21 protein-coding genes are annotated in these 22,183 nt (G+C 61.4%); 15 read left to right on the forward strand and 6 right to left on the reverse strand.

Annotated features, from left to right (window positions below):
- Nucleotides 1-9 precede the first annotated feature (9 nt).
- Nucleotides 10-774 carry a ferredoxin--NADP reductase gene (locus BUB54_RS09440; protein WP_175556495.1) on the reverse strand — a complete coding sequence of 255 codons (765 nt, stop codon included), beginning with the start codon at nt 772-774 and terminating at the stop codon, nt 10-12.
- A gap of 126 nt (nt 775-900) precedes the next feature.
- Nucleotides 901-1,239 (reverse strand): P-II family nitrogen regulator, encoded by a 339-nt coding sequence (locus BUB54_RS09445; RefSeq protein ID WP_048879876.1) that lies wholly within the window; start codon nt 1,237-1,239, stop codon nt 901-903.
- Between the two features lie 180 nt (nt 1,240-1,419).
- Here BUB54_RS09445 and BUB54_RS09450 point away from each other — a divergent pair, with 180 nt between their 5' ends.
- From BUB54_RS09450 to BUB54_RS09505, 12 genes are all read left to right on the forward strand, one after another.
- Nucleotides 1,420-3,405: a hypothetical protein gene (locus BUB54_RS09450; protein ID WP_073211513.1), complete on the forward strand. Its 1,986-nt coding sequence runs from the start codon at nt 1,420-1,422 to the stop codon at nt 3,403-3,405.
- Nucleotides 3,406-3,454: 49 nt separating this feature from the next.
- On the forward strand, nt 3,455-4,027 hold the full coding sequence (locus tag BUB54_RS09455; RefSeq protein ID WP_048879875.1) for a cob(I)yrinic acid a,c-diamide adenosyltransferase: 573 nt from the start codon (nt 3,455-3,457) through the stop codon (nt 4,025-4,027).
- Nucleotides 4,020-5,711 (forward strand): bifunctional protein-serine/threonine kinase/phosphatase, encoded by a 1,692-nt coding sequence (locus BUB54_RS09460; protein ID WP_048879874.1) that lies wholly within the window; start codon nt 4,020-4,022, stop codon nt 5,709-5,711. Before BUB54_RS09455 ends, BUB54_RS09460 begins: the two co-directional genes overlap by 8 nt.
- Nucleotides 5,708-6,544 (forward strand): metallophosphoesterase, encoded by an 837-nt coding sequence (locus BUB54_RS09465; RefSeq protein ID WP_048879873.1) that lies wholly within the window; start codon nt 5,708-5,710, stop codon nt 6,542-6,544. Before BUB54_RS09460 ends, BUB54_RS09465 begins: the two co-directional genes overlap by 4 nt.
- Nucleotides 6,545-6,628: 84 nt before the next feature.
- A complete protein-coding gene (locus BUB54_RS09470; RefSeq protein ID WP_048879891.1) occupies nt 6,629-7,882 on the forward strand; it encodes a sarcosine oxidase subunit beta family protein in 1,254 nt (417 codons plus the stop codon).
- Nucleotides 7,882-8,133, forward strand: coding sequence for a sarcosine oxidase subunit delta (locus BUB54_RS09475; RefSeq protein WP_048879872.1), 252 nt, complete (start codon nt 7,882-7,884; stop codon nt 8,131-8,133). The genes BUB54_RS09470 and BUB54_RS09475 overlap by 1 nt, the downstream gene beginning before the upstream one ends.
- Nucleotides 8,130-10,919 carry a 2Fe-2S iron-sulfur cluster-binding protein gene (locus BUB54_RS09480; protein ID WP_048879871.1) on the forward strand — a complete coding sequence of 930 codons (2,790 nt, stop codon included), beginning with the start codon at nt 8,130-8,132 and terminating at the stop codon, nt 10,917-10,919. The genes BUB54_RS09475 and BUB54_RS09480 overlap by 4 nt, the downstream gene beginning before the upstream one ends.
- On the forward strand, nt 10,912-11,406 hold the full coding sequence (locus BUB54_RS09485; protein WP_048879870.1) for a sarcosine oxidase subunit gamma: 495 nt from the start codon (nt 10,912-10,914) through the stop codon (nt 11,404-11,406). The genes BUB54_RS09480 and BUB54_RS09485 overlap by 8 nt, the downstream gene beginning before the upstream one ends.
- Before the next feature lie 55 nt (nt 11,407-11,461).
- On the forward strand, nt 11,462-12,322 hold the full coding sequence (gene purU, locus BUB54_RS09490; RefSeq protein WP_048879869.1) for a formyltetrahydrofolate deformylase: 861 nt from the start codon (nt 11,462-11,464) through the stop codon (nt 12,320-12,322).
- Between the two features lie 18 nt (nt 12,323-12,340).
- Complete coding sequence (folD, locus tag BUB54_RS09495; protein WP_244890763.1) at nt 12,341-13,219, forward strand: bifunctional methylenetetrahydrofolate dehydrogenase/methenyltetrahydrofolate cyclohydrolase FolD; 879 nt, start codon at nt 12,341-12,343, stop codon at nt 13,217-13,219.
- A gap of 79 nt (nt 13,220-13,298) precedes the next feature.
- Nucleotides 13,299-14,012, forward strand: a complete 714-nt coding sequence (locus BUB54_RS09500) for a helix-turn-helix domain-containing protein (RefSeq protein ID WP_139284860.1) — start codon at nt 13,299-13,301, stop codon at nt 14,010-14,012.
- Nucleotides 14,013-14,016: 4 nt separating this feature from the next.
- Nucleotides 14,017-14,670, forward strand: a complete 654-nt coding sequence (locus BUB54_RS09505) for a TenA family protein (protein WP_048879867.1) — start codon at nt 14,017-14,019, stop codon at nt 14,668-14,670.
- Here the strand turns inward: BUB54_RS09505 and mbfA are convergent.
- Nucleotides 14,667-15,623, reverse strand: coding sequence for an iron exporter MbfA (gene mbfA, locus BUB54_RS09510; protein WP_048879866.1), 957 nt, complete (start codon nt 15,621-15,623; stop codon nt 14,667-14,669). The genes BUB54_RS09505 and mbfA overlap by 4 nt on opposite strands.
- 200 nt (nt 15,624-15,823) lie before the next feature.
- Here mbfA and BUB54_RS09515 point away from each other — a divergent pair, with 200 nt between their 5' ends.
- Genes BUB54_RS09515 through BUB54_RS09525 form a run of 3 tightly spaced genes read left to right on the forward strand, consistent with a single transcriptional unit; the run spans nt 15,824 to nt 19,841 of the window.
- Entirely contained in the window at nt 15,824-17,641 is a 1,818-nt protein-coding gene (locus BUB54_RS09515) for a tetratricopeptide repeat-containing sulfotransferase family protein (protein WP_175556494.1), read from the forward strand.
- The gene (locus BUB54_RS09520) at nt 17,638-19,011 is read left to right on the forward strand and encodes a tetratricopeptide repeat protein (RefSeq protein WP_048879864.1); all 1,374 of its coding nucleotides are present in this window, start codon (nt 17,638-17,640) and stop codon (nt 19,009-19,011) included. Before BUB54_RS09515 ends, BUB54_RS09520 begins: the two co-directional genes overlap by 4 nt.
- An 8-nt stretch (nt 19,012-19,019) precedes the next feature.
- A complete protein-coding gene (locus BUB54_RS09525; protein ID WP_048879863.1) occupies nt 19,020-19,841 on the forward strand; it encodes a L,D-transpeptidase family protein in 822 nt (273 codons plus the stop codon).
- Here BUB54_RS09525 and fixJ read toward each other — a convergent pair.
- From fixJ to BUB54_RS09540, 3 genes are all read right to left on the reverse strand, one after another.
- Entirely contained in the window at nt 19,838-20,455 is a 618-nt protein-coding gene (gene fixJ, locus BUB54_RS09530) for a response regulator FixJ (protein WP_048879862.1), read from the reverse strand. The genes BUB54_RS09525 and fixJ overlap by 4 nt on opposite strands.
- A 5-nt stretch (nt 20,456-20,460) precedes the next feature.
- Complete coding sequence (locus tag BUB54_RS09535; protein ID WP_048879861.1) at nt 20,461-21,645, reverse strand: PAS domain-containing sensor histidine kinase; 1,185 nt, start codon at nt 21,643-21,645, stop codon at nt 20,461-20,463.
- A gap of 89 nt (nt 21,646-21,734) precedes the next feature.
- The coding region (locus tag BUB54_RS09540; protein ID WP_139284861.1) for an ABC transporter permease subunit at nt 21,735-22,183 on the reverse strand (449 nt) is incomplete at its 5' end.

The following is a 22,183-nucleotide window of genomic DNA, read 5'->3' on the forward strand; positions in this document are numbered from 1 at the left end:
AGACGGGCCTTATTTCTCGACGAAGGCTTTTTCAATTACGTACTGGCCCGGCTGGGAGTGGCTGCCTTCATCAAAGCCGCGGGCTTCCAGCATAGTCTGCAGTTCGGACAGCATTTCAGGGCTGCCGCACAGCATCACGCGATAATCCTCGGTATTGAGGGCGGGCAGGCTGAGATCAGCCTCCAGCTTGCCTTGTTCCAGCAACGCGGTGATGCGTCCGTTATGCTTGAACGGCTCGCGCGTCACCGTAGGGTAGTAGAGCAGTTTTTCCTGCGCCAACTCGCCAAAGAACTCGTCCTGCATCAGGTTTTCGACAACCTTCTCGCCGTAAGACAGTTCGTTGATGAAGCGGCAGCCATGCACGAGAATGATTTTCTCGTACCGCTCATAGGCATCCGGGTCTTTGATGACGCTCACGAACGGTGCCAGGCCGGTGCCGGTGGAGAGCATGAGCAGATATTTGCCCGGCTTGAGGCTGTCTTGCACCAGCGTGCCGGTGGGCTTGCCGCCGACGATGATTTCGTCGCCCGGCTGCAGCTTTTGCAGATGCTGAGTAAGCGGGCCGTTGGGCACCTTTATGGAGAAGAACTCCAGTTGGTCCTCATGATTGGCGCTGCACAGTGAATAAGCACGCAATAGCGGCCGGCCGTTGATAGGGAGGCCGATCATCACGAACTGCCCGTTAATAAAGCGCAGGCCAGGGTTCCGCGTGGTGGTGAAGCTGAACAGCCTGTCAGTCCAGTGCCGGACGGTTTTCACCGTCTCGGTGTACATTGTCGCCAAGGTATCTTGCTCCGCACAAAAAATCTCGGCGTCTTTATACGCTCTTGCGGGGAATGTTAACCTCTATTTCGGCAAAGCAGGCCCCTAAAACGCAAAAATCTCCTCCAAAAAGGATGATCAGAGGGCTGCGACGCCTTTTTCATCGGTACGGATGCGGATGGCTTCATCCACGGTGGAGACAAAAATCTTGCCATCGCCGATGCGCCCGGTGCGGGCCGCGTTCATGATGGCTTCCACCGCGCGGTCCACCAACGCGTCGTCGCAAATGACCTCGACTTTCATTTTTGGAAGAAAATCAACCACATACTCAGCGCCGCGATAGGTCTCGGAATGGCCCTTCTGGCGGCCGAATCCCTTGGCCTCGGTGACGGTGATGCCTTGCAGTCCCACTTCGCCCAGCGCGGTTTTCACCTCGTCGAGTTTGAAGGGTTTGATGATGGCTTCGATCTTCTTCATCTGCTGCAACGCCCGTGCGGGCGTTCTCCTGACCGGGGGGTGAAAGAGTGGGATAATGACCTTCACCATCCTGTCATGCGTTGTGGCGGCGCACAATGGCAGGGGTGCGGAAAGCCCCGCGCGCCTTGGCGCGGCGGGCAGTTTGGGGTAGGCGTTTATATGGGCAAAGCCGGAGACAACATGACCCCTGCGACGCTGCTGACGGGTGAGACCTGCTCTATATCACGGGACGGGTTGACCGAGGCACCGGAATTCGCCGTTTTCCGTGAGATTCTGCCGGATATTTCGCCGCCGCACCCGGCTTTGGCGCCGCTATGGCTGCGCCATGAAGCCGAGGCCGCGTGGCTGGTGGCGCATGGTGTAGCGCCGGATCTGGCCATGGCCGCTGCCGCGCGCGCCGCTGCGCAGTTTTTTACGGCTGAGATGGAGGATTTGCCCGAGGCCTCCCGCGCGTTGCTGCCGGACTGGCTGATGCCGATGGCGGCGGAGGTTTCACCCGGCCCGCTGCTGTTGGCAGCGTGGTTTGGGCTGGAGGCCGAGGCTGCTGAACGGCTGCATGAAAGCTGGGCCATGCTGGGTACCGCCGAGGCGCTGATGGAAACCGGCGGCGATATCCGCCTTGCACGTGACCCGAAAACGGCGCTGAACGGCTATGGGTGCAGCCACCGCCCGCGCCCCTGGGCGATTACGTTTGCATCGTCCACCGCGTCCTCGTCCTCGGAACGCGGCTATATCGCGGCGGATAAGGCCCGGCTGGCCGCGACGGCTGCTTTGCTGCGCGGCAAGGCCGCCCGCCAGGTGCAGGCTGGCTGCGTGGGGGCGGTACGGCGCGGCATTGCCAAATCCTTCGGGCTGCGGGCCGGGGAAGAGGTGGTGCTGGCGGCCTCGGGCACGGATACCGAGCTGCTGGCGCTGGCGCTGACCCATCTGGCCGGGACGGACAAGCCGGTTCTGAACATTCTCATCGCCCCGGAGGAAACCGGGCGCGGCGTACCGATGGCCGCACAGGGGCTGCATTTCGCCGTGGATACCGCGCTGGGCCATGACGTGACCTTCGAGGCGCCGATTGAAGGCTTCCGGCCGGATACGGCGCTGGCCAATATCGCATTGCGCGCGCCCTCCGGTGCGGTGCGGGCCGAGGCGGAGGTGGAAGCCGAGATTGAGGCCGCGCTGGCCGGGGCGCTGGCGGATGGCAGGCGGGTGATCCTGCATGGGCTGGATCTCTCCAAGACCGGGCTACTGGCGCCGTCTCCCGCGTTTCTGGCCCTGCTGCGCGCAGCGTATGGCGATGCGTTCGATATTGTGCTGGATGCCTGCCAAACGCGGCTTTCTCCTGGTTCCGTGCGGGCTTATCTGGACCTTGGGGCGACCGTGCTGGTCACGGGGTCGAAATTCTTTACCGGGCCGCCCTTTGCGGGGGCGGCGTTGTTGCCGGTGAAGGTGGCGGCACGGCTGCAAACGGGCAAGCTGCCCGCCGGGCTGGCGGCTTATTTCAACCAGGCGGAGTTTCCGCCGGGCGCACCCGCGGCGCTAGCACTGCCGGAAGGCGGGAATTACGGGCTGGCGTTGCGCTGGCACGCGGCCCTGGCAGAAATGAGGGCGTTGCTGCGCGTGCCACCCGCGCGCCGGGCGGTGATTTTGCGGGATTTCGCGGCGGCGGTAGTGCGCGGTATTGCCTCAACGCCGGGGCTTACTTTGCTGCCGTCCCCGGTGATCAGCCGTACGGCGGAAGATGAGTTGTGGGAGCGGCTGCCCAGCATCTTCACTTTCTCCTTGCGGGCCCCGCACGCCCCGGAACGCTGCCTGACCCCCGCCGAGGCGCGGCAGGTGTATGTCTGGCTGAATACGGACCTTTCCTCCTGGCTGCCAGAACAGGCGTCGATTGCCGCGCGGATTTGCCATATTGGCCAGCCGGTACCTTTGACGCAACCGCAAGGTGTGGGGCAGTTGGGGGCGTTGCGGGTCTCCGCCGGGGCGCGTTTAATTTCGGGCGAGCCCTCGCACCGCGCGCTGCGCCCGCCCGCGCGTCTGGCCCGTGAGTTCGCGGATGTGAGTGTGGTGTTCACAAAAATTGGGCTGATTTTGGCGAACTGGGCGGTGCTGGTGGCGGCGAATCCAAGCCCCGCTTATCGGCCGCACGGTTTGCGGGACGCCATGAAGGGCTGAGGCCGTTTGGCCTCTTGCCGCTTGCGCTTGGACATGGTGCAGTTTGACCATGGTAAAATTGGATAAAATTTACACTAGAGGCGGTGATCACGGTGAAACTTCGCTGGGGGATGGGACGCGGGTGCCTAAATCCTCGGCAAGAATCGTGGCGATGGGTGATGTTGACGAGTTGAATGCCGTCATCGGCCTCGTGCGGTTGGAGGTTGAAGGCACCATTGATACGATTCTAGAACGGGTTCAGAATGATCTATTCGATCTCGGCGCGGATCTTTGCACGCCGATCACCGAGGACGCGAAACCCGCGCTACGGATTGTGCAAGGGCAGATCAACTGGCTGGAAGCCCGGATTGATGCGGTGACGGCAGAGTTGGCGCCTCTGACCTCCTTTATTCTGCCCGCGGGCAGCCCGGCGGCGGCGCGGTTACATTTTTCCCGTACCGTGGCGCGGCGGGCGGAACGCGCGGTGGTGCATCTGCTGGAAGAACCCGAGGAAGCGGTGAACCGGCTGGTTCTGCTTTATCTCAACCGTTTGTCTGACTTGTTGTTTGTACTGGCGCGCGCGGCGAATGGCATGGGCGGGGCGGATGTGCTCTGGGTGCCCGCGGGCGGACGGGATGGCTGACCCGGCGGCGCTGGGCTGGCAAATCGACTCGGAATTCGCCGCCGATGGGGCGGAAGGCGCCGCGCGGAATTTCTATGCGCTTTACGAGGGCGAGAGTTTTGGCGCGCCCGACCGTGGGGCCTTGGCGATGATCGCCCGCGCCCATGCGGAGCAGCGCAGCGTGCAGGCCGGGTTGCGGGATGCGGTGCAGATTGCCGTCCATTCCTTCGCGGAAGGGTATTTTGGCGCGCGCCGCACATTCTCGCCACACAAGGCGGCGGTAACGGCGTTGAGTTCCCTTAACCGCTGGCTGGCGGGGCAAAGGCAGGGAGAGGCGGGGTGGCATTTGGCGCCGGTTTCGCTCTCCGCGCTGCTGCTGCGGGACCGCCAGGTTGGGCTGGTGCAGGTGGGAGCCTGCCAGATGATCCGGCTGCGCGGCGGGGGGTTGTCGCCGCTTTTATCACCGCATCTGCGTCCGTTGGAGGCCGTGCCCTTTATGCCCACCCGGGCGCTGGGGCTGGAAGCAGAATTGGCACTGGATATAAGCGCCGATGAGGCCGAGCCAGGGGATGTGTATCTGCTGATTGCCGGGCTGGCGGTGACGGAAGGCGTATATGCGGCGCTGGCACCGCTTTCGCCCCGTGCGGCGGAGCCGGGGTTGGCAGGGTTGGTGCTGGCAGCGCTGGCGTCGCTGCCCGGCCTCGGCAAGGCGGTGATGGTGCTGCGCGTGCAGGCCGTGCCCGAAACTGGGGTTGAGGAGACGATTCAGGCCGCACTGGCGGCGCTGCCGATTCGTCCGCCGCCGCGCGAGGGCGATGTGTGGGATGAGTTCCGCATTGGCGAGATATTATTCCGGGGGCGCTATACTATGCTGCGCGCGGCGCGGGATTTGCGGACCGGGCAGGATGTGGCGTTGAAAATTCCGCTGCCCTCAATGTTGCAGGACGAGGTGTTTGCCGCCGGCTTCATGCGTGAGGCGTGGATCGGCGCCTCCGTGCGCAGCCAGAGCGTCGTGCATTACATCGATATTCCCGCCGAGCGGCGCAACTCGCTTTATCTCGTGATGCCGCTTTACCATGGCGAGACGCTGGAAAAACGCTTGAACCGCGCGCCCTCCATGAGCCTGCCGGAGGGGATGGGCATTGCCCTCCGGCTGTGTGAGGCGGTGCAGGACTTGGCGGCGATTGAAATTGTGCACCGGGATTTGAAGCCGGATAATGTGATGCTGCTGGAAACCGGCGAGGTGCGGCTGTTGGATTTGGGGCTGGCTTTTTTGCCGGGTATTGATGCCGTGAGCGCGGCACGGCCGGGCGGGACCATTAGGTACATGGCGCCGGAACTGCTGAAAGGCGTGCCCGCCAGCGCTCGGACGGAGGTTTATGCGCTGGCTGTGACGATTTACCGTATGTTCTCCGGTGGTGCGTTTCCTTATGGCCAGCATGAGAAGTGCCCCTTGCAGAGGTTGCGGCCAGATTTGCCAGCCTGGCTTGGTGAGGCGTTGGGCAAGGGGCTAGCCGCCCGGCCCGAGGACCGGTTTGCCGATGCTGGCGAGCTGGCCAGGGCCTTGCAGATTGGCCTAGCCGAAGGACGGGATGCGCCGCCCATGCGCAAGAGCTTCGTCCTTAGCCGCTTGCAGATTTGGCAAGGGCTGACGCTGCTGTTTGCGGCGCTGTTTTTTCTCATGCTGCTGCGGACGATGATATGATTCGCGTGCTGTATATGAGCGATCTGCATATTGAGATGGAGCGTAAGCGGCGCGGGCTGATGGATGTGTTGTTGCGCCGCCCCGCCCCGCAAGCGCGCCCGGCCCTGAAAAATGTGCCGCCTCCGGATTTGATTGTACTAGCAGGAGATATTCATAACGGCTTGCTCAGCGTGGCTTATGCGGACAGTCTGGCCAAGCGGTTTGGCGTGCCGGTGGTACTGGTGGCTGGGAACCACGAATATTACTTCCATAATCTCTCGCAGATGCGGCCTTATCTGGCCAAGGCGGCGGCGGCCACGCAGGGGCGGGTGTGGTTTCTGGACAATGCGCACGTGGTTCTTGAAATTAAGAGGCATCGTCTGCATGTCTTGGGAAGTACGTTATGGACGGACTTCAATCTGCATCGGAATCCGAAACAGGCCAGTGCCTTTGCGGCGGAGCAGATGAATGATTACCGGCTCATCAACCACGGGACGCGGCGGCTGAGCCCAGCCTTAACCATGGAGCAGCATTTTGCCGCCCGCGCCTGGCTGCATACCAGCCTTGCTCGTCTGCTGACAGATGAGCCGGGCGTGCCCCGGCTGATTGTGACGCATCATGCGCCGGGCGCGGCGTTTTTGGGGACCCGTCAAGGCGGGGTCGGTCCGGCTTATGCGTCTGATTTGTTGCCGGAGTTTGAGCCTTATGCGCCGTCTTTTTGGATTCACGGCCATACGCATCACCGGCATGAAACATTCTCACACGGTTTTTGGGTTGTGTCCGCCCCGCGCGGCTATGGGCGTCAGCGGAGCGAGGGGGAAGAGCCGTATCAGCCAGGGATTTTAGAGATTTAAGGGCGGGTGGGAACAGAGGGTTTGACAGGAAAATAATTCTTGTGCATCACTCTGTTTAACTATCAGGAAAACTTGTTGCCCGCGATGAGATACTCTTTTCTCTCTGTCTTTACCCAGGCGCTGCGTGGTCATACGGGCTGGAAACCAGCTTGGCGCAAGGCAGAGCCGGCACCTTCCTACGATGTGGTGATTATTGGTGGCGGCGGCGGCGGGCTGGCCACTGCTTACTATCTCGCCAAAAACCACCCGGAGGTGGGGCGCATAGCCGTGGTTGAGAAAGGCTGGCTGGGGGGGGGCAATATTGGGCGCAACACCACCATCATCCGGTCTAACTACCTGCTGCCGGGCAATGAACCGTTCTACGAATTTTCCATGAAGCTGTGGGAAGGACTAGAGCGGGAGCTTAATTACAACGCGATGGTAAGCCAGCGCGGCATCTATAATCTTTATCATTCGGATGCACAGCGTGATGCGTTTGCAAGGCGCGGAAATGCCATGCTGTTGCATGGCGCGGATGCGCAGCTTTTGGACAAGGCACAGTTGCGGCGGGAAGTTCCGTACCTGAATTATGATAATGCACGCTTTCCCGTGCAGGGGGCGCTGGTGCAGCGGCGTGCGGGCACGGCGCGGCATGATGCGGTGGCCTGGGGTTATGCACGGGGCGCGGATCTGCGCGGTGTGGATCTGATCGAAAATTGCGAAGTTACCCGAATATTTCAGGAAAACGGCAAGGTAACAGGGGTAGAGACGACGCGCGGCACTATTCGTGCGGGTAAGGTGGCGATGGCGGTAGCGGGGTCGTCGTCCTTACTGGCAGCGAAAGCGGGGTTGCGTTTGCCGATTGAAAGCCACGCCTTGCAGGCTTTTGTGACTGAAGGGCTGAAACCGTTGATTGATACAGTGATTACCTTTGGGGCCGGGCATTTTTATATCTCGCAGTCAGACAAAGGCGGTCTGGTGTTTGGCGGTGATATTGACGGTTATAACTCCTATGCCCAGCGTGGCAATCTGCCGGTGGTGGAAGATGTGTGCGAAGGCGGCATGGCGCTGATGCCGATGCTCGGCCGCACACGGTTGCTACGAAGCTGGGGCGGGATCATGGATATGTCGATGGATGGATCGCCGATTATCGATAAGACGCCGGTGGACAATCTCTTTATAAATGCAGGCTGGTGTTATGGCGGGTTCAAGGCGACGCCGGCATCGGGCTTTTGTTTCGCGCATCTTGTCGCGCGTGGGGAGCCGCATCCGGTGGCGGCGGCCTACCGGTTGGGACGGTTCGCTGAAGGCAGGCTGATTGATGAAAAGGGAGTCGGCGCGCAGCCGAATCTGCATTAATGCGAATCTTTTGTCCGCATTGCGGTGAGCGGGGTCTGGAGGAATTTACCTACGCCCAGGATGCCGAACGCGCGCGTCCGACGGATGGCGGTGCCACGCCCACGAAAGAGTGGGAGGGATATGTGTATCTGCGCGATAATCTTAAAGGTCCCCGCAGGGAATATTGGTATCATGGTGGCGGCTGCCATGCCTGGCTGGTGGTGGAGCGTGATGTTTCAACGCATGAAATTCTTTCGGTTACAGTGCCATGAGCGGGTACAGGCTTAGCCAGGGTGGCGTGATTGACCGCGCCCGCACGGTGAATTTCAAATTTGATGGCAAGAGCTATGCCGGTTTCGCGGGGGATACACTGGCTTCGGCGCTGTTGGCCAGCGGGGTGAAACTCTTTGGCCGCAGCTTCAAGTATCATAGGCCGCGCGGTGTGTTTGCATCAGGCTCGGAGGAGCCGAATGCCTTGGTGGAACTGCGGACGGGAGCGTATCGGGAGCCGAACACGCGGGCCACCATGGCGGAGATTTTCGAGGGGCTGGAGGCGGCGAGTCAGAATCGCGGTGTGTCTCTGAAATATGACCCGCTGGCGGTGAACAATTGGCTTTCACCGTTTCTTGTAGCGGGGTTCTACTATAAAACTTTCATGTGGCCGTCGGGGTTTTGGGAAAAAATCTACGAGCCGATGATCCGCCGCGCGGCGGGGCTGGGGCGGAATGCCGGTATGCCGGACCCGGATTGTTATGAAAAGACCACGGAATTTTGCGATGTTCTGGTGATCGGTGGCGGGGCGGATGGGGCGGCCGCGGCGATTGCCGCCGCTGAGGCGGGGCAGCGCGTGATTCTGTGTGATGAGAACGCACCGCTTTATGCCTTGCAACTTCCAGAGAGCGTACGCCTGTTCAGCCGTACAACGGTGCTTGGCGTGTATGATGGCGGCACCTATGCGGCGCTGGAGCGGTTAACGGATCATCTGCCGTCTTCCAGTGCGCCGCGCCAACGGCTGGTCCGCATTATAGCCAAGCGGAGTGTGCTGGCCACGGGCGCGTTGGAACGGCCGATTGCATTTGGGCATAATGATTTACCAGGTGTGATGCTGAGCCGGGCGGTGGGTGATTATGTCACGCGGTACGGTGTGGCGCCGGGGCGGAATGTTTTGCTTTACCTCAATAACGATGATGCGGCTTCGCTTATTCCCACACTGCATGGGGCGGGGGTGAAGCTTGCCGGTGTGGTGGATGCGAGGCCCAGGAGCAGCGATGCGCTGTATGACGCGGCCCGTGCCGCTGGAGCGCCAGTTTATGCCGGCGCCGCCATTATCCGTGCGGTTGGCGCAATGGGGGTGAAGGGGGCGAGGATCCGTCTTGCCGCGGGTGGGGAACTAAGCTTGCCGTGCGATATTATCGCGGTCTCGGGCGGGTTTAATCCGAATTTAGCGTTGACGTCGCATTTCGATGGAAAGCCGGTATGGGATGAGCGTATCGCCGCTTTTGTGCCCGGAATATTGCCGCCGGGGATGGAGGTGGTTGGCAAGGCGGCGGGGCAGGGAATTAACGCTAATATCCTGCCGGTTTTTCATTCCGGCTATGTGCCAGGTAAATCTTTTTTGGATTTACAGAATGATGTGACGGTGAAGGATATGAAACTGGCCGAGCGTGAGGGCTTTGCCTCGGTGGAGCATATGAAGCGCTACACCACGCTGGGCATGGCAACGGACCAGGGCAAGACCGCGAATGTAAACGCCATTGGCGTGCTGGCGGAGGCGCTGGGGCGCGGTGTGGGTGAAACTGGGACCACGCGCTTTCGGCCGCCTTATGTGCCGGTGGCGATCGGTGCGCTGGCGGGGGCGCATACGGGCAGGTATTTCCGCCCCATGCGGCTTACCCCCACCCATGGCTGGGCAAAGGAGCTGGGGGCTGTGTTTGTGGAAACCGGACCATGGCTGCGTGCGCAATATTTCCCCCAACCCGGTGAGGATTGGCTGAGCGCCGCCCAGCGCGAGGTGAATACGGTGCGCCTGGCGGTGGGGATTTGCGATGTGACCACGCTGGGCAAGATTGATATTCAAGGCCCGGATGCGGCGGTGTTTCTGGAACGCGTTTATACCAATAGTTGGAAAACGCTTGCGATTGGCAAGGTGCGCTACGGGTTGATGCTACGTGAGGACGGCATGGTGATGGATGACGGCACCACCGCGCGCCTTGGTGAAACCCATTTCGTGATGACCACCACCACCGCCAATGCGGGGCGGGTGATGCAGCATTTGGAGTTTTGCGCGCAGATATTGTGGCCGGAACTGGACGTGGCGATGATCTCTGTTACCGATCAATGGGGGCAGATTGCCGTGGCGGGGCCGAAGTCCACCGCCACGCTGGCAAAACTTGTTGATGCGCCATTTGACCTTTCGGACGAGGCGTTTCCGTACATGGCGTGTGGTGCACTGACGGTGTATGGCGGCGTGCCCGCGCGGCTGTTCAGAATCTCATTTTCTGGTGAGCGGGCTTATGAGCTTGCCGTGCCCGCGCGTTTTGCGCACGCCTTGGCGGAGAAGTTGATGGAGGCGGGGGCTGAATATGGCATCGCTCCTTATGGCACCGAGGCGCTGGGGATTATGCGAATTGAGAAAGGTCATGCCGCCGGGCCGGAATTGAACGGCCAGACCACGGCGCATGATCTGGGGCTGCATAAGCTGCTGTCAAAGAAAAAGGACTTTATCGGCCGGGCCATGGCCGCGCGCCCGGCGCTCATGGACACACAGCGCCAGACCATGGTGGGGCTGAAGCCGGTGAATGAGCGGGATGTGATCCGCGCGGGCAGCCATTTGCTGCCGGTGGGGGCGCAGGCCAAGGCGGAGAACGACCTGGGGCATGTAACCTCCGCCGCGCGCAGCCCCACGCTAGGAAGCATCGCGCTGGCCTTGCTGGCGGGCGGCCCAGCGCGGATGGGTGAGACCGTCCGGGTTTACGACCCGATACGCGGCGGGGATTTTGAGGCTGTTGTCACCAGCCCGGTGCATTATGACCCGGAAGGGAAGCGCCTTCATGCTTGATGCTGTTGTTCCGGCCTTCGCGCCGCACCCTTTCATCAGCTTGGCGGCGCCACGGCGTATCCGCAGCCTGGCGGCCTACAAGAGCACATTGCCCGCGCTGGAGGCGGCTTTGGGTATCAAATTGCCCACCGGGCCGAAGCGTGTGGGGCATCAGGGGGCGGAGATTCTTTGGAACGGGCCGCGCCAATGGCTGGTGATGGGGGAGTTGGACCTGCCCGCTGAGCATGCCGCCGTGACCGAGCAGACGGACGGGCTTTGCCTGCTCACCCTCTCAGGCCCCTATGCGGTGGAGATATTGAAGAAAGTGTTGCGCATTGATATCGCCCGTTTTGCGGCGGATGAAGTGGCGATCACCACCGCCGCGCACATAAGTGTGCGTGTGTGGCGGGAGGGTGAAAATTTCATCCTGGCCTGTTTCCGTTCCTTTGGTGAAGCGCTACATCACGCTCTCATGCAGGCTTCAGAGACATTGACCGGACGAGGTTGATGGCAGCGCGGCGCGCGCCTCCTTCCGTCCATTACACATCAGGAAAATTGTAATCATGTCCAAAGCTAAATTCGTGCTGACCCTCTCTTGCGTGAATCGCCCAGGGATTGTGGCGGCTGTTACGACGTATTTGTTCGAGAAGGGCGCTGATATCCGTGAGGCGCAGCAATTCGACGATCTGGAGACGGGTAAATTCTTTGCCCGTATTTCCTTCTCACTGGTGGAAGGGGCAGAGATCGGCCCCCTGCGGGACGGATTTGCCGAGGTGGCGGAGCCGTTCGGCTTTACCTGGAAATTCTCTGACCATTCCGCCCCGCGCAAGGTGATGCTGATGGTCTCCAAATTCGATCATTGCCTGGAGGACCTGCTGTACCGCTGGCGGATCGGCGAGATGGAGATGCAGCCGGTGGGCATTATCTCCAACCATCCGCGCGAGGTTTATAACGGGCTGGATTTCGGCGCGATCCCGTTTCACCATCTGCCCATCACCAAGGAAAGCAAGATGGAGCAGGAAGGCCAGATCTGGTCCATAGTGAAGGAAAGCGGGGCGGAGATGGTGGTGCTTGCGCGCTATATGCAAATTCTCTCGGATGCGCTGGCTCAGAAACTCTCTGGGCGCTGCATCAATATCCATCATTCTTTCCTGCCGGGCTTTAAGGGAGCGAAGCCTTACCATCAGGCACACCGGCGTGGGGTGAAGCTGATTGGCGCGACTGCGCATTACGTGACCGCCGATCTCGATGAAGGCCCGATTATCGAGCAGGATGTGGAGCGCATCACCCATGCTGACACGCCGGATGATCTGGTCCGCAAGGGGCGCGATATTGAGCGTCGGGTGCTGGCCAGGGCAGTGAGGTATCATTTAGAGGACAGGGTGATTTTGAATGGGGCCAAGACGGTCGTCTTCGCGAGTTGAATGGGCTAGAAGACGCGCGTGAGCACGGAGGGGACAGAGTTGGCTGAGATTATCAACGGGAAGGCTTTTTCGGCCAATTTGCGCGCCCAGATCGCGGCGGAAGTGGCGGGATTGCCTTATCAGCCGGGGTTGGCCGTAGTGCTGGTGGGGGATGACCCGGCCTCGAAAGTCTATGTCGCCAACAAGGCGAAGCAGACGGTGGAAGTGGGCATGGCCTCCTTCGAGCACAAGTTGCCCGCCGAGACCACACAAGAGGATTTGCTGGCCCTGGTGCGGAGATTGAATGCGGACCCCAAGGTGCATGGGATTTTGGTTCAGTTGCCGCTGCCCAAGCATCTGAACGCGGATGAGGTGATTGCCGCTATCTCGCCGGATAAGGACGTGGATGGGCTGACCGTGGTGAATGCCGGGCGGCTAGCCGCGGGCTTGCCGGGGCTGGTGCCGTGTACGCCGCTTGGCTGTATTCTGCTGCTGGAGGACCGGCTGCCTGACATGACCGGGCTGAATGCCGTTGTGGTCGGGCGCTCGAACCTTGTGGGCAAGCCGATCGCGCAGCTGCTTTTGCAGAAGAACTGCACGGTAACTATGGCCCATTCCCGTACCAAGGACCTGCCGGCTTTGTGCCGCACGGCGGATATTCTGGTGGCCGCCGTGGGCCAGCCGGAGATGGTGAAAGGCGATTGGATCAAGCCCGGTGCGACCGTGATTGATGTGGGCATCAATCGCGTGCCGGGGGCGGTTGAAGGCAAGACTAAGCTGGTTGGCGATGTGGCGTATCAGGAGGCCGCCGCGGTGGCAGGGCTGATTACGCCGGTGCCGGGCGGGGTTGGGCCGATGACCATTGCCTGTCTGCTGCGCAATACGCTCACCGCCGCCAAACGGCTGGAAGGGCGCTGATCCGCGGGGGAATCTGTAAACAAGTCTGGCCTTTTTACCCCCTCCGTCATAAGACCAAGGACAGGAGGATGGGTGGAACATGCGCAGCCAGGCAAAGCCGAAGGCAAAACAGGCTCAGCTAATCAAGGCATCATTGCCGGACGCTCTGGAGCAAGCCGGGCTGCCCGCCGACATGGCGGAAGCCTATAACACCGGCAGCAATGCCGCGGCGGTTTCTGATCTGACGCTGGAGCAGGCGATTGGCGTGCAGGTGCGCCAGTTGCGCCGCCGCGTGGGCATTACCGTCTCAGAACTGGCGGCGGCGGCGGGGCTTTCCGGCGGGATGCTCTCGAAGATCGAGAACGGGCAGATTTCACCGTCGCTGGCATCTCTGCAGTCGCTGGCGCTGGCGCTGAATGTGCAGATCACCACTTTTTTTTCCACCTTTGAGGAAAAGCGCGACTGCTCCTTCGTGAAAGCGGGGACGGGCGTCGTGATCGAGCGGCGGGGGACGAAGTCCGGTCATCAATATTCGCTGCTGGGCCATGCTCTGGGCGGCAATGTGGTGGTGGAACCGTATCTGATCACGCTGAGCAAGGACGCCGCCCCCCATGCGGCGTTTCAGCATGAGGGCACGGAGTTTATCTATATGCTCACCGGCGAGGTGCTGTACCGCCACGGCGACCAATCCTACCATCTGACCCCTGGCGATGCGCTGCTATTCGACTCCGCCGCGCCACACGGGCCGGAGAAGCTGCTAGTGAAGCCGATGACTTATCTCTCCGTCATCACCTACGCGCGCGAGCAGAGCTGAGGCGATGGCTGGGTTGTTTACGCGCCTGCGGGACGGCGCGGGCGCGGATTGGGAGGCCTATGTGCGCCACCCATTTGTAGCGGCGCTGGCGGATGGGGCGCTGCCGCGTGAGTCGTTCAGGAATTTTCTGGTCCAGGATTATCTGTTTCTGATCCAATATGCGCGGGCTTATGCGCTGCTGGCCTATAAGCTGGAGGCGTTGCCGGATATCCAGGCCGCGCTAGAAACAGCGAAAGCGCTGATTGAGACCGAGATGCCGCTGCATGTGCAATATTGCGCGGGCTGGGGCATTGATGAGGCGCAGATGCTTGCTGCGCCGCCTGCTTTGGAGATGCTGGCCTATACGCGCTTTGTGCTGGCGGCGGGCCATGGCGGGGATGCGCTGGATTTATTAGCGGCCCTGGCGCCGTGCATCGCGGGTTATGCCGAGATTGGCGCCTGGGCGTCGGCCCGGGCGGGGGCGGATAACCCGTACCGGGAATGGATTGAGACCTATACCGGCCCGGCATATCTTGAGTCCGTTGACGCGTCGCTAGCGATGATCGATCGGGTGGGGGCCGCGCTGGGAGCCGAGGCAAGGCTGCCCCGGTTGCAGGCGGTCTTTACCCAGGCAACGCGGCTTGAGGCCGCGTTTTGGAATACTGGCTGGCGGGGTTAACCCCCGCCGATCAGCACGCCCGTGGCAAACACCAGCGCCCCTCCGAAAGCCACCTGCAGCGTGGCGCGCAGAGGGGAGGTGTCCATGAAACGCCAGCGTATCCAGGAAATCGCGGACAATTCCACGACCACGACGATGATGGCGACAATGAGCGCCATATGTAGGCTGGGGATAAGGAAGGGCAAAGTATGGCCAAGTCCGCCCAGCGTGGTCATCAGCCCGGTCACGACACCGCGCACATAAGGCGTGCCGCGTCCGGTGAGGGAGCCATCGTCAGAGAGCGCTTCGGCGAAGCCCATGGAAATACCCGCCCCGAGCGAGGCCGCCGCGCCAACGAGGAAGGCGGCGAATGTGTCGCCGGTTGAAAAAGCGGCGGCGAAAATGGGGGCGAGGGTGGAGACGGAGCCATCCATAAGCCCGACCAGGCTGGGCTGGATATATTGCAACATGAACTGCTCGCGGGCGTGCTTGTCCTCGGTGGAGCGCGCATCCGCGGTGAGATTGGATTCGGAGAGCGCATCCGCCCGGTGCTCATGCTCGGCCTCGGCATCGGCCAGGTCGCCCAGCAATTTGCGTATGGAGACATCCGTGGCGCGCGCAGCGGCGTTGCGGTAAAAGCGCTGGGTTTCCTGCTCCATGCTCTCCGCGATCTTGCGGACATCGTCGATATTCGGCTTGGGGAACTGCCAGATGGAGGGGCGGGTGATGAAGCCGCGCACGTCCTGACGGCGGATTAGTGGGATATGGTCGCCGAATTTTTCCCGGTAAAGCTCAAGCAGCTCACGCCGATGCTCGCTTTCCTCTGCCGCCATCTCCTTGAAGATGTTGGCAGTGGCTGGATAGTCCTCGCGTAGGCGTTCTGCCATGTCGAGATAGATGCGGCCGTCCTCCTCCTCATTGCCGATGGCGAGGGCGAGGATTTCGCGCTCTGAGAGCTGAGAAAAATCACGCATGCGGGCACTCCATTCTGGACCGTTCATCTGACGGAACAGAAGCGGCGCGTCAAGGATTTTGACGTATTTGAGAATGAATGGCTATTGCACAAATCATTGATATGTCAGAATTTTTACACTCCATTCCCGCGTTGCCGCGCAAGGTAAAGACTGTAAAATGAAGGTGTAATGGATGGGATTAGGCGGTGAGCAGTGTTCAGGTGAAAGAGGGTTCTTGCCCGTGCGGCAGCTTGTTGCGGGCAGCGCGGTGTTGCGAGGCGGACAAGGCGCAATGGCCGGGGCAGGAGGCTGCCGCGCTGCTGGATGACAAAGCTGCTGAGGCCACGAAATTATTCAACGCCAAGGATTATGACGAGGCCGAGGCGCTGGCGCTGAAAATTCTGGATGCGGTGCCCAACCAGCGCGCTGCGCTCAGAGTTTTGTTTGAGGTCCGCAAGGCGCAAAAACGCTTCAACGCGGCGGATGCGCTGGGGGCGCGGCTGGCGGGGCTGCCTGCTGAACCCGCCCAGCGCGCCCAGGCCAACGGGCAATATGCGCAACATCTGATCGCCCAGGGACGCCATGCGGATGCGCTGCCTTTTGCTGCCGCGGCCCTCAAGGCGGCGCCGCGCGCGGCCCAGGCCCATCATGTCATGGGGGTGGTGCTGACTGAAACCGGGGAGGTGGCGGCTGGTGAACGCCATTACCGCCGGGCGCAGGCGCTGCTGCCGCGCGAGGATGGCATGGTGCTGGGCAATTTGGCCTGGAACCTGAAATTGCAGGGGCGCTTGAGCGAGGCCGAGGCGCTGTATGAAAAAGCCTTGGCATTGCGGCCTGAGAATATGCGCGGCGTGGGTGGGCAGGCGCAGGTATTGTTCACCAAAGGCGAACACGACCGGGCGGACAGGATTCTGGATGATGCGCTGGCCCGTTGGCCGGAAGACCGGATTTTGCGACTGTTGAAAGTGATGGCGGATCTGGCGCTTCAACGCCCGCGGGCCGCGCTGGAACGGCTGGGGCCGCCGGAAAAACAGATGCCGCCGGAATTGCTGGCGCGGGGCCGTGCCTTTATGCAATTAGAGCAGCCTCAGGACGCGGTGAACGCCATCGCCGCAGCCCGGAATATCCAGCGTGAACGAACGGGGCTGTTTTACCAGCCTGAGGCGTTGCAGGCGCGGGTGGCGCGCGACAAGGCGTATTTTACGGCGGATCGCGTGCGGCCCTTGCCCAAGGCTGGACCGGGCGGGTTCATGCCGGTATTTCTGCTGGGATTCCGGCGTTCTGGTAGCGCCTTGCTGGAGCAGCTTCTGGCGCAGATTCCGGGCTTTGCCGTGGGCGATGAACTGGCGCCGGTGGCGGATCTAGCAAAGGCCGTCCCAGGCCTGCTGGGCGGCGGGGATTATCCTGACGTGCTGGATGAAATGCTGGTGGGAGAGGGCGCGTATGTACCGGACCGGCTGCGGGAGGTTTATGAGGCGCCGCGCCGCAGGCTGGGGCTGATGCGCGAGGGGGTGCGCTTCATCACGGACCGCGCGGCGTCTAATGTCTGGCATCTCGGGCTGATCAAGCTGCTTTACCCCGAGGCGCCGATTATCCATGTGCTTCGCCATCCTTATGATCTGGTGCTGTCCAACATCGCCCAGGACCGCAAGCTGGAGGGAAATGCCCATGCCGGGCTTCCGGGGGTGGCGCGCTACTTCGCTCTGCAGGCGGACATGATCAAACATTACCGGGGGCAGCTTACGCTGCGCTATCTGCCGGTGCGGTATGAGGATTTGGTGGCCGACCCGGATGCGGTGGTGCGGCGAGTGCTGGAATTCGTCGGCTCGGATGCCAGCCTGCCAGCGGCGCTGGCCTTGAACAATCAGACGGTGCCCGAGCCCTGGCCCGCACATTTTACCGTGCGTGAGGCGGTGCATGGCCGAGCGGCGTGGCGCTTTAAGGCGTATCAGGCGGCGTTGCCCAATTTGTTCAGCGAGGTGGCGCCGGTGCTGGATCCGTGGGTGCGGGAATTTGGCTATGAGGAGCAGGGCGCATGAGCGAGGCCGAACAAGCGGGCAAGGTGGTAATGCCGCTGGCCAAGGCGCTGGAGAAGCTGGCCAAGCTGGAGCAGGAGAACAAGCTGGAGCAGGCGGATTTGTTCGCAGCGCGGATGTTGGCGGCGATGCCGGAGCATCCGCATATTTTGCAGCTGGCGGGCATTGTGGCGTACCGCAATGGGCGGACGGCTGAGGCAATTGAGCGGATGGAAAAATCTGAGGCGCTCTCTCCACAGACGCCAGTTTATCCACGGAATATCTGCGAGGTGTATCGTGGCGCCGGGCGGCTGGACGATGCCTTGCGCGCGGGTAAGCGGGCCATTGAGCTGGCGCCGCAGGATTCGCGGTCCTATTTCAATCTGGCGCTGATCCATTATGAGCGGCTGGAGCTGGACGACGCCGTGCGGGTGGCCGAGCAGGCGCTGACCATCGACCCCGAATTCGCCGAGGCGCATTTTGAGAAAGCCGAGGCGCTGCTGTTGGCCGGGCGCCTACGGGAAGGCTGGGAGAGCTATGAATGGCGTTTCAAGCTGAAACAGGCCGAGGGCATGTTGCCCAAGACCGACAAGCCGCAATGGGACGGGCGGCCGATGGAGCCCGGCAAGCTGCTGATTATTGGCGATCAAGGGTTTGGGGATTGCGTGCAGTTTGGGCGGTTTATGCCCTGGGCGGCGTCGCAGGCGCCGCAGCCGGTGCTGGCGTGCTCTGCTGAGTTACTGCCGCTGCTCGGCCAGCTTCCCGGGCCGGGCAAGATTGTCACGCGCTGGGACGATGCAGCGGGCTATGAAGCCTTTATCCCGCTCTCGGGCTTGCCTCGCTTGGCGGGGGTCACGCTCGAGAACATTCCCCCAGCGGGTTATCTGGCGCCGAAGCCGGCGCTTGTTGCGCGCTGGGGTGAGACGCTGGAGCGACTGGTGCCCAGGGGCAAGAAGCGGATTGCGCTAGTTTGGGCCGGGCGGCCCACCCATAAGAACGACAAGAAACGCTCGCTGAAGCTGACACAGTTCAAACCGTTATTCGACCGTGATGATGTGGTGGTGATAACCGTGCAGAAGGGCGACCAGATTGCCCAGGCAGGCGGTTATTACGGGCGCGCGCCGTTGGTGAATCTGGGCCCGGAGATTGAGGATTTCCTGGATACCATGGCGATTTTGCGGCATGTGGACCAGCTGGTGAGCATTGATACCTCGGTGGCGCATTTGGCCGGGGCGAGCAATGTGCCTACCTCCGTAGTTTTGCCTTATGCGCCGGATTGGCGTTGGTTGTTGAACCGCGATGATACACCCTGGTATCCATCCTTACGGCTGTACCGCCAGACGGTGCCGTATCAGTGGGATGATGTGATAAGACGCTTGGCGGCGGATTTGTAGGAGGGGGCATGAGACACGGGGGCAAGGCGCTGCTGGTGGCCTGTTTGTCAGCCTGGCTGGCCGGGTGCGCAGTGAAACCGCCCCCGGCCCAGGTGGTCATGGCGCCTCCCGCGCCGTCGCCGCATGATTACGCTGTGGACGCGGCCCAACTGCGTGGAGCGTTGATGCAGGTGGACCCGCAAGCGATTATGCCCAGCCCGGCCAAGGAAGCCTTCTGGATTGCGCGCACGAAGGCGGAATTGGCGGCATCGCCTTATAGGATAGAGCATCCGCAACTGCTTGTGGCGGTGGACAGTAACCCGCATGTGCAGCGGATGCGGGTGATTCTGGCGGTGCCGGGCGGGCCTTGGCAAGTGATTGGCGGCGGCAAGGTGTCCACTGGGCGTAGCGGGCGAAAAGGTTATTACATTACCCCGACCGGCGTGTTCCCCCATACGGACGCCATTCTCGATTACCGGGCGCTGGGTACATATAACGAGAACCATATTCGCGGGCTGGGCCGCAAAGGTATGCGAGTGTGGGATTTCGGCTGGCAGGAAGCGCAGAAAGGCTGGCATGGCAATGGCGATAGCGGCGAGATCAGGCTGCTAATGCATGCCACGGACCCAGATTATCTGGAGCAACGGCTGGGGCGGCCGGATTCAAAAGGCTGTGTGCGGATTTCCGCTGCGATGAACATGTTTCTTGACCGCCATGCCGTGCTGGACGCGGATTATTTGCATGCCTCCAAAACCGCCCCCCGTTATGCGGCGATTTTGCCGGAAAATGGCGATCCATCCCCTTATGCTGGGACGTATCTAGTGATTTTTAACGCCCCCGCGCCGAGTTAAGAGACCGAGGAGGGGCGGGTGAGCAGTACCATGCGCACCAAATCCGGCAGGCTGCTGGCGCCCATCTTGCTCATGATGTTGGCGCGATGCACCTCCACCGTGCGGGCGCTGATCTTGAGGTCGTAGGCGATGGTTTTGTTCGGCAGGCCGTTCACCAGCCGGTCCAGCACCTGCGTTTCGCGCGGGGTGAGGCTGACGAGGCGGGTTCTGGTTATTGCTTCATCCTCGGTGCGGACGCAATCCTCGGCATCGCGGTCCAGCGCCTCCTGCACGGCGGTCAGGAATGTGTCCTCCGTGAAGGGCTTTTCGATGAAATCCATTGCGCCTTCTTTCATGGCACGCACGGCCAGGGCCACGTCGCCGTGGCCGGTCATGACGATGACGGGCAACTTGACGCGACGGCTATTGAGCTCGCGTTGAAGGTCCAGCCCGGAGAGGCCGGGCATGCGGATATCCGTGACTACGCAGCCACGCGGGAGGGCGGGCAGCTCCTGCAGAAACGCGTTCGCGGATTCAAAGCTTTTGACAGGAAAGCCGGCGCTGGTGAGGAGAAAGTTCAGGGCGTGACGCACGGCCTCGTCATCGTCGATCAGGTACACAACGGGTTTTTTCATGGCGTTTATCCTTCAGCCAGCGGGGCGCGCAACGTGAAGGAAAAGATGGTGCCGCCATCCGGCCCTGGCGAGGCCCAGAGCCTGCCGCCATGGGCCTCGATAATGGTGCGCGAGACCGAGAGCCCAACGCCCATGCCAGTCGCCTTGGTGGTGATGAAGGGCTGGAAAAGCTGGGACATGATGTTGGCGGCGATTCCATGTCCGGTATCTGCGACATCGATACGGATCATGTTGTCAGCCAGGGGGGCGGTGGAGATCAGAAGTTCCCGTGTGGGGCTGTCATGCATGGCCTCCATGGCGTTGCGGATCAGGTTAACTAGAACCTGCTGCACCTGCACTTTGTCGGCAATTACGTTGGGGCAGGCGATGTCGAAGGTGAAGCTGACGCGCAGGCCGCTCTCCCGCGCGCCGATCAGCGCCAGGGCGCTGGCTTCCTCGATCAGCTTGGGCAGTGGTTCGACCCGCCGCTCCGTCGCGCCGCGCGCCACAAACTCCCGCAGGCGGCGGATAATCTGCCCGGCCCGCATGGCTTGCTCGGTAGCGCGTTCGATGCCTTCATGCAGCATTGTAATGTCCGCGCCCGCGCCACGGTCCAGCAAGCGTTTGCAGCCATTGAGATAGGTGGCGATGGCGGTGAGCGGCTGGTTCAACTCATGGGCCAGGGTTGAGGCCATTTCACCCATGGCGGTGAAGCGGGACATATGCGCCAGCTCTGCTTGCAGCTCATGCAGCCGGGCCTGAGTTTCGTGCCGTTCTGTTAAATCGCGCACAAAGCCGGTGAAGGCGCGCCGGTTTTGTGTGACGGTTTCACCAATATACAGCTCCATCGGGAAGGTTGAACCGTCTTTGCGTTGCCCCATCACCACGCGCGAGGCCCCGATGATACGCTTTTCTCCGGTGGTGAGATAGCGTTTGAGGTAATTGTCGTGTTGCTCCCGATAAGGGGAGGGCATGAGCAGGCTTACATTCCGGCCCTTAACCTCAGCGGTGGGGTAGCCGAACAGCCGCTCTGCGGCGGTGGAAAAAGATTGAATTTGCCCGGCTTCGTCGATGACCACCATGGCGTCCGGCACGGTGTCGAGAATCGAGCGGAGATGCGCGTCAAGGTCCAACCAGGCGGCATCCGCTGGGCTGGCCTTTGTGTCCGCCGCTACTAAGACAGCGGGCTTGTTGGAGGTGTTTTTCTCCATGTCCCCACGCGGATTTGATTATGGCACCTATCCTAACCATTCGATGCAGAAATACAACCATAGAGTGCCGGGCCGGGAAGCCCGGCCGCTTAAACCGCGAGATGTGCGAGAAAACGCTTTTCCGCCCGCCGGAAGAGAAAGATCAACGTAAAGGAGATGCAAAGATACAGCAGCGCTGCGATGCCGAACGCATCAAACGGGGCATAGGTGGCGATGTAGGCGTCGTTGGTGATTTTCAGGATATCGGGCACTGTGGCGGTGAAGGCCAGTGTGGTGGCGTGCAACATTAAAATCACCTCGTTGCTGTACATTGGCAAGGCGCGGCGCAGCGCTGAGGGGATGATGATGCGGCGGTAGAGCGTGAAGCGCGACATGCCATAGGCGCGCCCGGCCTCAACTTCGCCATGCGAGGTGTCACGGATGGCGCCGTAGAAAATTTCCGTGGTGTAGGCGCCGGTATTCAGCGCGAAAGAAAGCAGGGTACAGTTGATCGCGGAGCGGAAGAAATCCGCGAGGAACGGGGTCTCCCGCACGAAAT

Source organism: Acidocella aminolytica 101 = DSM 11237 (assembly GCF_900129125.1).
Lineage (GTDB): Bacteria > Pseudomonadota > Alphaproteobacteria > Acetobacterales > Acetobacteraceae > Acidocella > Acidocella aminolytica.

What these genes read in the sequence shown, in the direction of transcription:
- BUB54_RS09525 (WP_048879863.1), top strand. Translation starts at nt 19,020, where the DNA reads ATGAGACACGGGGGCAAGGCGCTGCTGGTGGCCTGTTTGTCAGCCTGG.
- BUB54_RS09445 (WP_048879876.1), bottom strand. Translation starts at nt 1,239, where the DNA reads ATGAAGAAGATCGAAGCCATCATCAAACCCTTCAAACTCGACGAGGTG.
- BUB54_RS09480 (WP_048879871.1), top strand. Translation starts at nt 8,130, where the DNA reads ATGAGCGGGTACAGGCTTAGCCAGGGTGGCGTGATTGACCGCGCCCGC.
- BUB54_RS09500 (WP_139284860.1), top strand. Translation starts at nt 13,299, where the DNA reads ATGCGCAGCCAGGCAAAGCCGAAGGCAAAACAGGCTCAGCTAATCAAG.
- BUB54_RS09440 (WP_175556495.1), bottom strand. Translation starts at nt 774, where the DNA reads ATGTACACCGAGACGGTGAAAACCGTCCGGCACTGGACTGACAGGCTG.
- BUB54_RS09460 (WP_048879874.1), top strand. Translation starts at nt 4,020, where the DNA reads ATGGCTGACCCGGCGGCGCTGGGCTGGCAAATCGACTCGGAATTCGCC.
- BUB54_RS09455 (WP_048879875.1), top strand. Translation starts at nt 3,455, where the DNA reads ATGGTAAAATTGGATAAAATTTACACTAGAGGCGGTGATCACGGTGAA.
- BUB54_RS09485 (WP_048879870.1), top strand. Translation starts at nt 10,912, where the DNA reads ATGCTTGATGCTGTTGTTCCGGCCTTCGCGCCGCACCCTTTCATCAGC.
- BUB54_RS09450 (WP_073211513.1), top strand. Translation starts at nt 1,420, where the DNA reads ATGACCCCTGCGACGCTGCTGACGGGTGAGACCTGCTCTATATCACGG.
- BUB54_RS09475 (WP_048879872.1), top strand. Translation starts at nt 7,882, where the DNA reads ATGCGAATCTTTTGTCCGCATTGCGGTGAGCGGGGTCTGGAGGAATTT.
- fixJ (WP_048879862.1), bottom strand. Translation starts at nt 20,455, where the DNA reads ATGAAAAAACCCGTTGTGTACCTGATCGACGATGACGAGGCCGTGCGT.
- BUB54_RS09535 (WP_048879861.1), bottom strand. Translation starts at nt 21,645, where the DNA reads ATGGAGAAAAACACCTCCAACAAGCCCGCTGTCTTAGTAGCGGCGGAC.
- BUB54_RS09470 (WP_048879891.1), top strand. Translation starts at nt 6,629, where the DNA reads ATGAGATACTCTTTTCTCTCTGTCTTTACCCAGGCGCTGCGTGGTCAT.
- mbfA (WP_048879866.1), bottom strand. Translation starts at nt 15,623, where the DNA reads ATGCGTGATTTTTCTCAGCTCTCAGAGCGCGAAATCCTCGCCCTCGCC.
- BUB54_RS09505 (WP_048879867.1), top strand. Translation starts at nt 14,017, where the DNA reads ATGGCTGGGTTGTTTACGCGCCTGCGGGACGGCGCGGGCGCGGATTGG.
- purU (WP_048879869.1), top strand. Translation starts at nt 11,462, where the DNA reads ATGTCCAAAGCTAAATTCGTGCTGACCCTCTCTTGCGTGAATCGCCCA.
- BUB54_RS09520 (WP_048879864.1), top strand. Translation starts at nt 17,638, where the DNA reads ATGAGCGAGGCCGAACAAGCGGGCAAGGTGGTAATGCCGCTGGCCAAG.
- BUB54_RS09465 (WP_048879873.1), top strand. Translation starts at nt 5,708, where the DNA reads ATGATTCGCGTGCTGTATATGAGCGATCTGCATATTGAGATGGAGCGT.